This is a genomic window from Acetobacterium sp. MES1 (genome assembly GCF_002237635.1).
GTDB classification, from domain to species: Bacteria; Bacillota; Clostridia; order Eubacteriales; family Eubacteriaceae; genus Acetobacterium; species Acetobacterium wieringae.
Genome location: NZ_MJUY01000002.1, coordinates 34,449 through 48,636, shown reverse-complemented (window position 1 = coordinate 48,636; position 14,188 = coordinate 34,449). Strand labels below are relative to the sequence as shown.

Sequence of the window (14,188 nt, the reverse complement as noted above, 5' to 3'; positions counted from 1 at the left end):
GCCTAGGCTTGAATGCCAGTAATTTTAACTTTCATGAATGGTTGTCGATGACCTTGTTTTTTCCGATAATCTTTTTTAGATTTATACTTGTAAATAATAACCTTAGGTCCTTTGGCAACTTCCAAAATTTCTGCTTTAACAACAGCATTTTCAACCACTGGCGTACCAATGATCATTTCGCCATCTTTGTTAACTGCTAAAACTTCAGTAAAAGTAATTTCTTTTACATCGGCTTCAGTGAAATTGATTTTTTCAATTTGAATCACATCATTTTCCTGAACGCGGTATTGTTTACCACCTGTTTTAATAATTGCATACATAGTTCTACACCTCCTCATACCAGACTCGCCACAAAAGGTGCTTTCGACTTAAAACCTTGTGTGTGCGGCTACATAACTTTATAAATATTAACACGGTGCGTTACTAAAGTCAATCAAAATATTAACAATGTTCATTTGACATGATAATACACCTAAAAAAACTGAAATCATTTATTTTATTTGGGGGTTTTCTCGTATGATGGGTATAATAAAATAAATTGAGCTTTAGGAGGAAAATGAAATTGCAAAAAAACATGCCTAGAATAAAAATTGTAGCTGTTGTTTTATTAGTTATCCTTGCTATGGGATTCATAATCTATAATTTTTATCCAATGATCAATCAAAACATGCAAAAGGATAAAATAATTGCCGTCGCCAAAGAAAACCGTACCGAGATTGCCGATCGAATTGATTTTAATGCCTTGCTGTCCATCAACCCCGATACCATTGGCTGGGTGCAAATCGAAGGGACACCCCTTGAATATCCGGTTACCCAAACCACCGATAACGATTTTTATCTGTCTCATAATTTTTTAAAGGAATCATCCTTCGAGGGCGCCATCTTCCGGGACTACTTGAGTGATCCGGTGACAACCCGGAATCACGTACTCTATGGTCATTATATGTCAGATGAATCGATGTTTGGCAGCTTATGGAATTATCAGGATCAGGCCTATTTTAAAGCCCATCCGGTGATTCAGTTTGATCAGCCTGGCAATCCCGGGGATTGGGAGATCTTCTCGGTTTATATTACCGAAGCCGAATACGATTATCGCCAGCCCAGTTTTTCAAGTGACACCGAGTTTATCAACTATATGAATCGGCTCAAAGCCCGTTCACTGTATGATACCGGTGTGGTTGTTTCCCCGGACGATGAAGTGCTGACCCTGTCCACCTGTATCTACACCTTCGATGATGCCCGCTTTGCGGTGCATGCCCGAAAAATCAAGTAAACATAAAAGTGTCCGCAGTTTGGATCTCGTTGAGAACATCCATTGACTGCGGACACTTTATTACATTTTAAGCACAGTTGCTATTCGTTATCAACAACTGCCTTTTTTCCCAATTTTCGCAATTCGCGTTCCGGCTTGATTACTTTATCTTCATAATCAAAACACTCTTTGGCAATGACATTACTTAAAACCAGTAATGAGATCAGATTAGGAATTGCCATTAATCCATTCATCGTATCCGAGAAATCCCAGACAATCTGCAGAGCAGTGGTGGCGCCGACAAAAGCAATTAAGCTGTAAAACAGTCGATAAACTTTCACTGCCATTGGCGCTTTAATCAGATATTCCAATGATTTTTCACCATAATACTCCCAGCCCAGAATTGTTGAAAAAGCAAACAGCATAATCCCAATGGTGACGATGTAGCCCCCGATCGGACCTAATGCTGATTCAAAGGCGGCAATCGTTAACGCTGCCCCACTGAGCAGTTTTCCGGCTTCGGTCATGGTACCAAGCATACCGGAAGAAGCAATTACCAGACCGGTAATGGAACATACAACCAAGGTATCGAAGAAGGTCCCAGTCATGTTAATGTAACCTTGACGGGAAGGATGATCCGTTTTAGCAGCGGCTGCCGCAATTGGCGCCGAACCTAAACCGGCTTCATTGGAGAAAACCCCCCGGGCAACCCCCCAACGCATGGCACTGAGCATGCTGGCAATCACCGTACCGCCAACCCCACCAGCCACCGCTGTGGGTGAAAAGGCCATTGTAAAGATTTGAGCCAGACCGGCAGGCAGGTTTTCAAAATTAATAATAATTACTAATATACCGGCCACAAAGTAAAAGACTGCCATAAAGGGAACAATGACACCACAGACCCGACCAATGCTCTTAATCCCACCTAATAGCACCACAATAGCTAAGATTGTAATGACTGCTCCAGTAACCCAAGTAGGTATGCCAAAGGTTCCAACTACAGCACTGGCAATGGAATTAGCCTGGGTCATGTTACCGATTCCAAACGAAGCGATCACTGCAAAGGCTGAGAACAGTACCGCCAGAATTGACCCGATCGTCTTATTCTTGAAACCATTTTTCATGGCATACATCGGTCCACCGGCCATTTCGCCTTCTTTGTTGGTTTCCCGGTATTTAACCGCCAGAACACTTTCGCCATATTTGGTGGAAAGACCAAACAAAGCACTGATCCACATCCACACTAACGCTCCGGGTCCTCCCAGAACCATGGCGGTCGCCACCCCGACAATGTTACCGGTACCAATAGTTGCTGCCAGCGCCGTCATTAAAGATTGGAAGGGTGAAATATCCCCGCTCGATTCTTTTTTTGCCGGATCCTGTTTAGCAAAAACCGATTTCAATGCATAACCCAAGTTTCGCCATGGCAGAAACTTTAACCGGACTGTCAAAAAGATCCCGGTTCCCATCAGTAACGCCAGCATTACAGGTCCCCAAACAAAATTGTTGACAGCTGCAATAATTTCCGAAAAATTCATCTTAACCCCCTTAAAATTATAGTGGGATCATTTTATCATTATTTATCTTGCTTCACAATACTAAACATTCTAAATGACAAGTATTTACCTTAAGCCTATCTTAAGCCCAGGCAAGAGGTAATTATTGTCATTTCCATAGATATTTTAACCCAATCCGGAAGCACTGCCCGGTAAATCACTCGAATTCAATTGAGCACTTGGATTAGCGACGCAAAGAGTTGATAGGTTTCCGGCGCAAACCAGAGTTTAAGTTCGGTTAGCAGAGCTTCGTTTGAATCACTGCAATGGATCAGATTGTTACAGCAGCGAGCTTCCCGGTCGGCATTCTCAAAGGAATCGGTTCCCAGATCACCCCGAATCGTTCCCGGTTCAGCCCGGGCCGGGTCGGTGGCGCCCGTTAATTCCCGGGCATTGCCGATGGCATTTTCCCCGTCCTGACTAAGAATAATGGGCATCATTGCTTTCCCAGCAAAAGCTGTGATGGCCATTTTTTTAAACGATTCTCCCAGTTTTTCAACTACGTGGGCGTAATGGGTTAAGATCAAGTCGTCACTGACGCTCTTATATCCGATCATCTCGATCCTGAAGTCATGCTCGATAAACCGTTTTATAATCGGTTCAACTAATTCCGTCTCCAACGCATCGGGTTTCATAATAATTAATACATATGATTTCATTGCAAATCCTCACCTTCTATGTTTTGTAGTTATAAAGTATAATACAATTACTGGATTAACATTTTTATACTAAAATAATTAATTAACCGCAAAAAACGCTGAAGCCGATCCCACAATAAATGCAGAACCGGCTTCAGCTTTCGATTTCAGATGTCATTCCTTTTGGACTCACCCCTTTCATTTCACCAAAAATCCACTTCTTCACTTTTCTAAAAGTAATAAACGCTTAACTGGCAAAATTCTTCAGGATAGTTTTTTATTCAATTCAAATTTTTACCGTTTCAGTGGCAAATCGTCATTTCCATTATGTGGTTAATTATCGTTGATCCATTATTATTTTTATGGTCACACCACTTAAAAAGTGATGCTCACGTCCATAATTAAATACCGATCGCCAATTAATCAGGCCATCAATGTCGATGCCGCCTACCCAATTTGGTTTTAAGAACTGCTGCATCTTTGGAAATGACAATCGATAAAATCTTATTCATCCATTCGGGTTATTTTAATTTTTATCTCTAAACAAATCACCGTCTTTCTAATCTTATCGGCTGTTAAGGTTTATTTACTTTTCAATGATCTTATTAATCAATTGTGAAAAGGATCGTGTTGATCTTTGATTTAGCTAAATTATAGCACGTTTCTTTGAAATGTAAAGGCATTTTTTGTAAACGTTTTTATTTCTTTTGTAAACCTTAAGCATCGGCTTTAAGCAGCAGTTTTTCCCGATGTAATTCGATCGTCGGATCGATCACAAAAACCGCTCTGATTTGATCGTTGAAACTCGCTAAGACCTGTTCCGGCTTGACACATTGCTGCTCGATATAAATCAGCGTCATCTTTACATTGACATGATCGATTTCGGCGTCTGCACATACCGAAATCGATTCAATAAAGGGTCGGATATTTTTTTGTACATATTTTCCTTTTTTATTTCTTTTCTGGATCAAAATCTGTGGAAGTTCCAGATACATGCGCACAGATGCTGCCAATTCGTTTAAATCCGTTTCTGGCATGACCTTGATGCGAATCCGATAGTCACTTTGATAAAGCGATGCCGACAGGGATTCGACCCCCTCACCGCAGATTTTTGCAGCAATAATTTCAAGACCCTTCGGTAGTGCCTGGTTCATCCGGTGAATAAAGGTGTCCACATCGATGTCCGTAGATACAATCACCTCACCATACTCCGCGTCACTGGTTAAACCCACCGACATCGCCAGCGCAAATGACATCCGGAGATGGGGGTTAAAACCCTGGGAGTATGCAACCGGGATATTCGCCCGGCGAAACGCCCGTTGAAACAATCGTTGTTGATCCAGATGGGATAAAAAACGCAGCGGGGTTGAGCGTTTAAACTGATAATGAATTTTAACCATTGCATTTCCATCCTTTCTTGAATTCCATAATGCCGCAATTCGAACATGCATCTGGACAAAACGGTGTTGTTAAAGCTGTCTCGGCTTTTTTTGCTTCGGTTTGTAAAAAGTCCTTGGTAATGCCAGTATTGATAAAATCCCAGGGCAGAATTTCTTCGTAGTCCCGGTTTCGTAAAGCATAAAAATCCGGATCAACCCCGGCCTCGTCAAAAGCATCCATCCATTTTTGCAGATCAAAGCATTCGCCCCAGCCATCAAAGCGGCAACCTTTTTGATGGGCTATCTCCAGCACCGAACCTAAACGACGGTCACCCCGGGCAAAGACTGCTTCCAAGAAGCTAACCCCGCTGTCATGCCAGCTGTAGGAAATCTTGCGATCTTTAATACTGGCTTTTAAATGACGTTGTTTCTGTTTAAATTCTTCCCGGGTATTCTGGCCCATCCACTGAAAAGGTGTAAATGGCTTGGGCACAAAGGAAGAGGTGCTTAAAACGACTTTCAAACTTTTGTTGCGGACTTCCCGATCAATTTTAAAGTATTCATCAACAACTTTTTGCCCTAAATCCGCAATGCCTTCGATATCTGTCAGCGTTTCCCCCGGCAAACCAATCATAAAATACAGTTTAACATGTCCCCAGCCCTTTTCAAAAGCCGTTCGTACCGTGTCAAGCAGGTTTTCCTCAGTAACACCTTTATTAATGACATCCCGCATCCGTTGGGTTCCAGCTTCTGGTGCCAGCGTCAAACCGGTTTTGCGAACTTTCTGGATTTCTTCCAACATCTCAATGCTTAAGGAGTCAATCCGCAGTGATGGCAAGGAAATACTGACTTTTCCATCCGCATAATCACAAACCAGGTTTTTAATCAGGGCTTCAATTTCGCTGTAATCACCAGTACTGAGCGATGACAGTGAAACCTCATCGTAGCCAGTGGCGTCGATCAGCGCTTTGATTTTTGCCTGGATAGTTGGCACGGTTTTTTCCCGGGTCGGGCGGTAGATCATCCCAGCCTGACAAAAACGGCAACCCCGGCCACAGCCTCTGAATATTTCATAACTGATCCGATCATGGACAGTTTCGGTATAGGATACTACAATTTTTTCCGGGAAGTAAGCCTGATCAAGGTTTTCAATAAATTGCTTGCGGATCGTTGGTGGTGCTTCTTTGACAATCGGGGAAAAGGCGGTAATTAGCCCGGTTTGCTTATCATAGCTGACCGCATAAAATGCCGGGACATAAACCCCGTCAATCTGAGCTGCCCTTTTTAGAAAGTCCTGGCGGTTACCACCAGCTTTTTTCCATTCCCGGTGGGCAGCCATAATTTTAAGAATCACCTCTTCCGCTTCACCAATGACAAAAAGATCAATAAAATCAGCCAGTGGCTCCGGGTTATAGGCGCAGGGGCCCCCGGCCATCACAAAGGGCTCGTCTTCCTCCCGCAAAGCGCTGCGCAAGGTGATCTTTCCTAATTCCAGCATGTTTAAAATATTACTGAAGCTCATTTCATATTGCAGTGTAAAGCCCACAAAATCGTAGACGTTCAAGGGCAGCATTGATTCCAGGCCATATAATGGCAAATCATGCTGACGCAACTGTTCTTCCATATCTACCCAGGGCGCAAAGACCCGCTCACACCAGACATCTTTTTCTTCGTTGAGTAACCCATAGAGTATTTTCATGCCCAAATGAGACATTCCCACCTCATAGGTGTCCGGGAAAGCAAAGGCAAAACGAATCATCTCCGGACTCGGAATCTTATGGACTGCGTTCACCTCATTACCAAGATAGGTGATTGGTTTTGTCACCAGGGGCAAAATATTTTTTTCGATATAATTATTCATTCATTTCCTCATATTTATAATTTTTAAACTGCCTAACTCATTTTAGCACACCTTATCTTACATGATTCTTATCAGCTTGTACAGTCCCCGTCCCAGAATAAATATTCAGTCCCATCGCCCCGCTCCAACAATTATTCTAAAAAGCGCATTTGATTAACGCAATCAATTATGATAGACTACACCCTGTTTGAAAAATTTAAGTCAGGTAATATCAAACGGTGAAACGTATTTATGAACTTTTTGCAATTATCTGAAATATTATGTTTATGAGAGGAGAAAAAATTGTTTGAAACAGTCGATGTGGGCATTTTGTCCATTATTCCACCAATGATTGCCATTGTTCTGGCGTTGATTACGAAAGAAGTTATCTCCGCCCTGCTAATCGGAATTCTATCCGGAACCCTAATCTATGTCGTCAGCATTGGCGGCGGTCTGGTTGAAATGGGTACGGTTGCTTTTGGCCTGATGGCTGAAACCGTTGGTGAACCGGGCAAGTTTAATATCATCTTATTTTTGGGGCTGCTGGGAGCCCTGGTTTATGTTGTAACCATTGCCGGAGGTTCTCGGGCTTATGGCAACTGGGCCGCCACCAAGCTTAAATCCCGCCGCAGTGCCCAGCTGGCCACCAGTGCTCTGGGCGTTATTATTTTTGTGGATGATTATTTTAACTGCCTCACCGTTGGCACGGTTATGAAACCGGTCACTGACAAATATCAGATTTCCAGGGCCAAGCTGGCCTACATCATCGATTCCACCGCAGCGCCAGTTTGCATCATCGCCCCGATTTCCAGTTGGGCGGCAGCTGTCGGCTCAACACTATATGAAACGGGAGCTTTCCAAAATGAACTGAGTGCTTTCGTGGCAACAATCCCTTACAATCTTTATGCATTGTTAAGTATCTTGATGGTTGTTATTATTTCTATTACCAATCTGGATTTCGGATCAATGGCCCGGGTTGAACAGCGAGCCACCGAAACCGGCGAACTGGGTGCCCTGGATACAGAACTGGAAGAAAAAATTCTGATGGATGGCAAGGGCACAATCTGGGATCTGATTATTCCAATCAGCTCACTGATTGCCTTTTCGATTCTCTCGATGCTCCAAAACGGTGGCTACTGGTCTGGTGAAGGCTTAACTTTATCGGAAGCCTTTGGCAATTGTGATGCATCTGCAGCACTGGTAATGGGCGCCTTCTGGGCCTTGGTTGTGACCTTTTTGCTGTTTATCCCCCGTAAACTGATTGATTTTAAAACCTTTATGGGAGGCATCGGCGAAGGAATCAAAACCATGGTTCCGGCCTACATTATTTTAACCCTTGCCTGGACCATCGGTGCCCTGTGTCAGGATCTGCTCGGTACCGGCCTCTTTATTGGCGAACTGGTTAAATCCAGCAGTATTCCAGTGGGGCTGATTCCAGCTATGATTTTCCTGGTTTCGGCCCTCTTGTCCTTTTCCATCGGAACGGCCTGGGGTACCTTTGGGATCTTCATTCCGATTGTCGTCATGATTTCCCAATACACCGCCCCGGAACTAATGGTCGTAACTTTGTCAGCAACACTGGCGGGATCCGTCTTCGGCGACCATTGTTCACCCATTTCGGATACAACCATTCTTTCTTCCACCGGGGCTGGCTGCGATCATATCCAGCACGTTTCAACCCAGATGCTTTATGCCCTGCTGGTGGCATCCTGCAGCTTTATCGGTTATCTGATAGCTGGTTTGAGCTATGGAAATCTTCCGCTGACCTGGTTAACCTCAGTCGGACTACTGATGGGATCGCTCATCGTCTTCCATCGGATTTCCCAAGCCCGCATCACAAAGCTGGATTTCTCCACATCGAATTGATACTGTCCATTTCAAATGTCCGCCATTTAGCAATAAAATGGCGGACATATTTATTCTACATCAAACTATTTCCCAGATCAGTTCGCCTTTTCGTTGTTGCAAAGCTTCAGTAACCACCCCATTTTCTGCCACTTTTTCCAAATATTGATGAACCCGCGCAAGCTGATCCGGATTATCTAAAACGGCAAGCTCCCGGCTATAAATCCCCTTTGCTTTTTCCAGTGGGAAAACTCGCTTGTGAAGCCCCGTTTCGTATGTCAGTTCCGGGAAAATACCCTTTGTCCATAAAATATTAAAAATATAGTTCAGCTTATTAAACTGGCGGATATAATGTTGATCTGTTAGTGTGTAGAGTGTTTCTTTCAGACAACTATGTCGTTCCACAAACGATGACAGATAACAAAAACCTCTGGAGGAGCCAATCATTTTATAAAGATGATCCGGTTTGCAAATCGCCGGTGACATGCTGGCAATCACCAGATCAAAAGATTCTAGGTAGTGAAAGCTGTCCCAATCCGAGAGAATAAACTCGGTATTTTGTAACCCCGCAGCTGCGGCATTTTCTCTGGCATAGTGCACCATCTTTTTAGAAAAATCCAGCCCCACCACTTTTTTTGTTTTTTTTGCCAACTCAACTGCAAATTGTCCCGGCCCACAACCGATATCCAGGACGGTTGTTTCACTCGTGATAATCCCTTTGTCAATCAAGGCCTGAACCTTGTCTTTACGATTTAACTGAGCGTCTCCGGTTGACGATGAAAGATTGTATTCCTCCGCCCGAAAGTCCCAAAATTCTGCAGTTGGTTCTTTTTTCTGGTTGTCACTTAACCAGAGCTCCTCAAAATATGCTGTTTTAAACTGCATCCGGCATTCGTCTCCTTATTTAAATTTAATGTAATTATCGATTAATAAAAAATAACCCTACCAGGCAAAGAGCAATACCTACCAGATGATTGGTGGTCAAAACCTCCTTGTATAGCAAGATACCAATGGGAATCAGTAAGATCGCCAATGAGATATTGGCAACCAGCGACCCCAGGCTAATATTCCAGCCAGCCCGATAGGCGGTTATGTAACCAAATTCCAGGGCGACAACCGAAATCCCCAGGGCAAAACTGGTCCAATTCAGTCGTTTAACCGACTGGACGATTCCTTCTTCCAAGCCATTGGCCAGCATCAGAATCAACGTCAATAACGCTGCCACCAGATACGTAACCAACAGTGATAAAAAAGGATTGACCGTCTCCGGTGTCGATTTCGTGCAGATGTTATAAAACACATTGGCGGTTACAATTAATAGAATGGGCAGATAATAGGTAAGTTCATTCAAAGCTCTCAGACACTCCCCTTCCTTATAATTTTTGTATGACTGCTCACAAACATGGAGCGATTCCCAAGCGCTGTTATGCACCTTTTTATGTCCAGTGCTGTTTAACGGCAGCTCTTAAAACCCGAAAATTCGGATAGGGCTTTTCAATGTGCAGTAACCGCTTGATCACCAAAAGCTCTTCCTCGGTTAGATCAAACTGTTCAATTCCGCCGTTATTGAAACTTGCTGTAATTTCCTCGCAGCTTAATGCCAGGCGCATAAAAACATCACCGATCCCCCAAAAATCCGGATTAAAGTGCGTATCAAATGACAACATCTTTCTGGCCGAACCAAAATCAATCAGAGACAGCTGATCACCGGTCCATAAAATATTGTCAGCTTTAATATCCCGATGGCTGATGCCAAGGTCTGCCAGATAATCCATAACCGCAATTAATTGAAAAAAAATAATGGCGATTTCGCTTTTACCAAAGGCATAGTCACACGCAAGCCAATCCTCGAGGGTCTGCCCCGGCATTTTTTGCATCACCAATCCAAAGCAACCATCCCGATCAATGACCTGGATCAATTTGGGAATGGCTGAATGGTCGATGGTTCTAAGAAACTTAATTTCCCAGTTCAGTTTTCTTTTGCGGCGCTTGACATCATTGGGGTGAAATATTTTAGCAACGTAGTCCTGATCTTCCCGGGATATCAGATAGCTGCATCCAAAGCGCCCCTGACCCAGGAGTTTTACCAGTGCAAACCCATCAAGCGCAAGCGCGCCCCGGAGGGTAGTGAGCCGACTACCATTCGATCTCGTCAACAGATAAGGGCTTTTCATTGAGATAACTCTTCTGAACCTGACCATTTTTCATGATAATAACCTTATCGGCCATCGGCGTAATGGCTTGATTATGGGTGATCAGAATTACCGTCATCTTTTCTTTGCGGCTGGTTTCCTGGAGCAGTTTTAAAATATTCTTGCCGGTATTATAATCCAGTGCTCCGGTCGGTTCATCACAAAGCAATAGTTTGGGGCGTTTAGCCAGAGCTCGGGCAATCGCCACCCGCTGCTGTTCGCCTCCGGAAAGCTGCGAAGGAAAATTTCCCAGTCGTTCTGCCAGGCCGACACTTTTTAAAACTGTTTCGGCATCCATCGGATCATGACAGATCTGGGTCGCCAACTCGACGTTTTCAACCGCCGTGAGATTTTGAATCAAATTATAAAATTGAAAAACAAAACCGGTGTCGTAACGCCGATATTCGGCCAACTCCCGACGGTTTAGGGCCGCAACATCTTTTTCGCCAACAATCACCTGGCCTTCATCACAATCGTCCATCCCACCCAGGATATTAAGAACCGTTGTTTTACCAGCTCCGCTGGGGCCCACAACCACTGCAAATTCGCCCTCATCAATAAAAAAATTGATCCCGTTAGCGGCATTAATGGTTACCTCCCCCATATGATAGCGCTTATGTACATCTTTAAATTCAATAAAATGTTTCATCTTTTTTGTCCTTCTTCAGTTAATTGAGGCACCGCACCCCTTGCAAACAATTATAGCTGCTACCAGTATAGCGAATAAACCTCTCAAAAGCCAGTCTGCTCGAAAAAAAAGAAAGGTTTCCCTTTCTTTTTAGTTATTTTTTGGCTGGTTCCCACTTGCAGCGCACCGGGGAGACAATAGCTTCTTCTTTTTTTAGCTGTTTGAAGGCTTTATCAACTTCTTTACGATCAACCTTCAAGGCTTTTTCAACTTCGCCAGCAGTCATCGGCGCTCCATGCTGTTCCATACAAGCTAAAATTTTATCCTTCAGTTCCATATTTGCCCTCCAAATTCATTCATTCTTATGACAAATTTTAACAGCTCATCCTTAATTTGGGTTTTAATTTGGCCAATTGCTGACCGCAGGTGGTGCTTAATTCTCGCCCACTGCGATAATTGAAGCCTGGCTTAGTTTTTTACTTTGTATCCCTAATATGTGGTTCAGCACCAAAGCAATGGCAGCGAAGACTATAATTACAATAAAGGTCGAACTATAGCTACCGCCAGAGTTCTGCAGTAAATAACTGGAGATCATTGGTCCGATAATAGCCGCCGGTACCAGTAAAAAATTGGACAAGCTGAAATTAAGGGGATAATTTTTTGAACCAAAACTGGAATTGATCACCACCGAGGATAAAGCTGGCACGCCACCATAGGTAACCCCAACCGATAAAAGCCCGATAAAGATGAAAATAACATTATTCATCGTGGCACCCATAAACAAGAAAACGCCAGCAACCAGCAGAAGTATGGTATTGATTCCCATAGCCTTCGCTCTGCCCATTTTGTCAAACACCGTTCCGATCACAACACGACCGCCACCATTAAAAACGGATACCAACAGCCCCAACTGGGCCGGTGCACCAAAGGCCACCGCAATGGTTGCTGCACTCCCAATAATCAGCAGTCCCGATGCGGTAATCATAATCCCCCAGAAGAAATAAGTCCAGAATACGCCGGTTTTTAACATTTCTCTGGCTGTATATTCTTTTTTCTGGCTGGTCTCACCCGCAACAGCTACCGCTTTTTTGGGCGCAGTTACCGGTTTTTTTATAAAGAAGGAGCCCAGAGCCATCACAATTGCTCCCATGATCGCCAGATAAAAGAAAGTGTTCAAAACGCCGACGTCGCCAATTAGAGAACTGATCATCGTTCCCAGAATCAAACCGCCAAGTCCAAAGCCCATTAATAAAATTCCTGACGCCAAACCAGCTTTTTCAGAAAACCAGGGTACAACCGCACTAATAATTGAGTTATAGCCCATACCAACGCCGGTTCCGCAAAGTACCCCATAAAAGATATACAACATCATCAGACTTTGTTCTGGTTGACTCGGATCGATTTTCGAGACCCCGAAGAAACCGATAAACAACATCGCTGCCGCAATCAGAACAATGGTCCGGTTTTTGATCAAGCGGGTTAATTGTCCGCTGACAAAACCACCAATACAAAAAAAGATAATTGAGATGGTAAAATTTAGTGATAAGTCTGTTACCGTCCACGTTTCAAAGACCTTGTTCAGCGGCGCCCTAAAAATTGACCAGGCATACAATAATCCCAGAAACAACAGCATGATGGTTCCAACACACAGGTAGATCCACCGTTTTAAATTCTCATTTTTCATCATTTCCCTCTGCTTCCAAAAATTTTCTTGCTTTATTGTATCAGCTTGCTAAAGTAAAAACAATCATAAATACCAGTAAATCATGCATTTCTTACTGGTTTTCATGATTCCACTGGACAGCATGTTTTAAAAAGATTAAAATATACACTAGTTACAATGGAAGCGTTCATTACGAACGTGACGTAAAATTTTCGTTCCGTTTCTGATTAACTAACTATCAAAAGGCATGACAGGAGGAAATCATGGATTTATCATTCTTTATCGGTCCGTTACTGGGCGGCATCATCGGACTGATCACTAACGGCATCGCGATTCGGATGCTCTTTCGCCCCTTAAACGCCATCAAGGTATTCGGGTTGACCTTGCCCTTTACCCCGGGCTTAATCCCTAAAGAAAAACCCCGTATCGCCAAATCACTCGGGGACGTGGTGGCCAACAATCTGCTTAATGAGGACGTCATCAAAAATGGTCTGCTGTCCCCGGAAATGGACGACAAGATCACCATCGCCGTCAATGGCCTGATTGCTAAAAAAAGCACCAGCGACGAAACCCTGCGGGAGCTGTTTTACTCGTTTTCCGGCGCCGAACGCGGTGCGCTGATCATCACAGATGTGACAAACAAAGTGGTCGGTTTCTCTTATGAACGGATGGTCAAAATGGAACTTGGGCCGCTCTTATCAGAAATCGCCGTCACCGAAATTGTCAGCAATCTCCAAGGTTCAATGTTTGCGATGCTGATCAATGAAAATCTGATCAGTTCTGCCAAGGTTAAAATGTCTGAAATCATCGAACGGATGGTGGTTGAAAAAGGCGAGAGTATTCTCGATAACATCTTTGAAAAAGAAAGCACCAATCTGCTCGATAAACGGCTTTGTGACCTTTATCTTGAATACGAAGACCGGATTCCGGAATTTGTCGCCTGGGTTATTTCGACCTATCATCAACTGATCGACAAAAACATCGGCATCTTAATACACGCCCTGGACTTGTCAAAACTGGTTGAAGATCAGATTAACGGCTACGATGTCCTGACTTTTGAAAAAATGCTGTTGGAAATCATGCGTAAGGAACTCAATGCCATTGTCTGGCTGGGCGGATTATTGGGTTGTATCATGGGCCTGGTGATGTCCTTTGTCTAGGGAAGCAAACAGGTTGTCTGAATTTAAAAAACTAC

At 43.6% G+C, this 14,188-nt stretch carries 14 protein-coding genes and 1 other annotated feature; of the genes, 3 read left to right on the top strand and 11 right to left on the bottom strand.

Going from position 1 to position 14,188, the window contains the following annotated elements; genetic code table 11:
- Window positions 1-2: 2 nt before the first annotated feature.
- Window positions 3-320 carry a 50S ribosomal protein L21 gene (rplU, locus tag BI182_RS00225; protein ID WP_070371445.1) on the bottom strand — a complete coding sequence of 106 codons (318 nt, stop codon included), beginning with the start codon at window positions 318-320 and terminating at the stop codon, window positions 3-5.
- 11 nt (window positions 321-331) lie between these two features.
- Window positions 332-400: a sequence feature (ribosomal protein L21 leader region), on the bottom strand.
- Between the two features lie 156 nt (window positions 401-556).
- Here rplU and srtB point away from each other — a divergent pair.
- Complete coding sequence (gene srtB, locus BI182_RS00220) at window positions 557-1,273, top strand: class B sortase (RefSeq protein ID WP_070371446.1); 717 nt, start codon at window positions 557-559, stop codon at window positions 1,271-1,273.
- A gap of 80 nt (window positions 1,274-1,353) precedes the next feature.
- Here the strand turns inward: srtB and BI182_RS00215 are convergent, their stop codons facing one another.
- The 4 genes from BI182_RS00215 to BI182_RS00200 all read right to left on the bottom strand — a co-directional run bounded on the left by BI182_RS00215 (window position 1,354) and on the right by BI182_RS00200 (window position 6,686).
- A complete protein-coding gene (locus tag BI182_RS00215; protein WP_286804714.1) occupies window positions 1,354-2,790 on the bottom strand; it encodes an alanine/glycine:cation symporter family protein in 1,437 nt (478 codons plus the stop codon).
- 185 nt (window positions 2,791-2,975) lie between these two features.
- Window positions 2,976-3,467, bottom strand: coding sequence for a nucleoside-diphosphate kinase (locus BI182_RS00210; RefSeq protein WP_286804712.1), 492 nt, complete (start codon window positions 3,465-3,467; stop codon window positions 2,976-2,978).
- A 695-nt stretch (window positions 3,468-4,162) separates the two neighbouring features.
- Window positions 4,163-4,846 (bottom strand): TIGR03936 family radical SAM-associated protein, encoded by a 684-nt coding sequence (locus tag BI182_RS00205; RefSeq protein WP_286804710.1) that lies wholly within the window; start codon window positions 4,844-4,846, stop codon window positions 4,163-4,165.
- The gene (locus BI182_RS00200) at window positions 4,839-6,686 is read right to left on the bottom strand and encodes a TIGR03960 family B12-binding radical SAM protein (RefSeq protein ID WP_286804708.1); all 1,848 of its coding nucleotides are present in this window, start codon (window positions 6,684-6,686) and stop codon (window positions 4,839-4,841) included. Before BI182_RS00200 ends, BI182_RS00205 begins: the two co-directional genes overlap by 8 nt.
- 282 nt (window positions 6,687-6,968) lie before the next feature.
- Between BI182_RS00200 and BI182_RS00195 the strand changes: the two genes are divergently transcribed.
- A complete protein-coding gene (locus BI182_RS00195; protein ID WP_353744723.1) occupies window positions 6,969-8,531 on the top strand; it encodes a Na+/H+ antiporter NhaC family protein in 1,563 nt (520 codons plus the stop codon).
- 60 nt (window positions 8,532-8,591) lie between these two features.
- On the opposite strand, the gene BI182_RS00190 is transcribed toward BI182_RS00195, so the two are convergent.
- The 6 genes from BI182_RS00190 to BI182_RS00165 form a co-directional block, all read right to left on the bottom strand.
- On the bottom strand, window positions 8,592-9,395 hold the full coding sequence (locus BI182_RS00190; RefSeq protein WP_286804706.1) for a class I SAM-dependent methyltransferase: 804 nt from the start codon (window positions 9,393-9,395) through the stop codon (window positions 8,592-8,594).
- A 34-nt stretch (window positions 9,396-9,429) separates the two neighbouring features.
- Window positions 9,430-9,861, bottom strand: coding sequence for an EamA family transporter (locus tag BI182_RS00185; protein ID WP_228879880.1), 432 nt, complete (start codon window positions 9,859-9,861; stop codon window positions 9,430-9,432).
- An 85-nt stretch (window positions 9,862-9,946) separates the two neighbouring features.
- Entirely contained in the window at window positions 9,947-10,684 is a 738-nt protein-coding gene (locus BI182_RS00180) for a protein kinase family protein (protein WP_187389308.1), read from the bottom strand.
- A complete protein-coding gene (locus BI182_RS00175) occupies window positions 10,647-11,351 on the bottom strand; it encodes an ABC transporter ATP-binding protein (RefSeq protein WP_148638235.1) in 705 nt (234 codons plus the stop codon). The genes BI182_RS00180 and BI182_RS00175 overlap by 38 nt, the downstream gene beginning before the upstream one ends.
- 133 nt (window positions 11,352-11,484) lie before the next feature.
- Complete coding sequence (locus BI182_RS00170; RefSeq protein ID WP_148638236.1) at window positions 11,485-11,667, bottom strand: transcriptional regulator; 183 nt, start codon at window positions 11,665-11,667, stop codon at window positions 11,485-11,487.
- Window positions 11,668-11,763: 96 nt separating this feature from the next.
- Window positions 11,764-13,017 (bottom strand): MFS transporter, encoded by a 1,254-nt coding sequence (locus tag BI182_RS00165; protein WP_250935989.1) that lies wholly within the window; start codon window positions 13,015-13,017, stop codon window positions 11,764-11,766.
- A 239-nt stretch (window positions 13,018-13,256) separates the two neighbouring features.
- Between BI182_RS00165 and BI182_RS00160 the strand changes: the two genes are divergently transcribed.
- A complete protein-coding gene (locus BI182_RS00160; RefSeq protein WP_286804700.1) occupies window positions 13,257-14,153 on the top strand; it encodes a DUF445 domain-containing protein in 897 nt (298 codons plus the stop codon).
- Window positions 14,154-14,188: the final 35 nt, after the last annotated feature.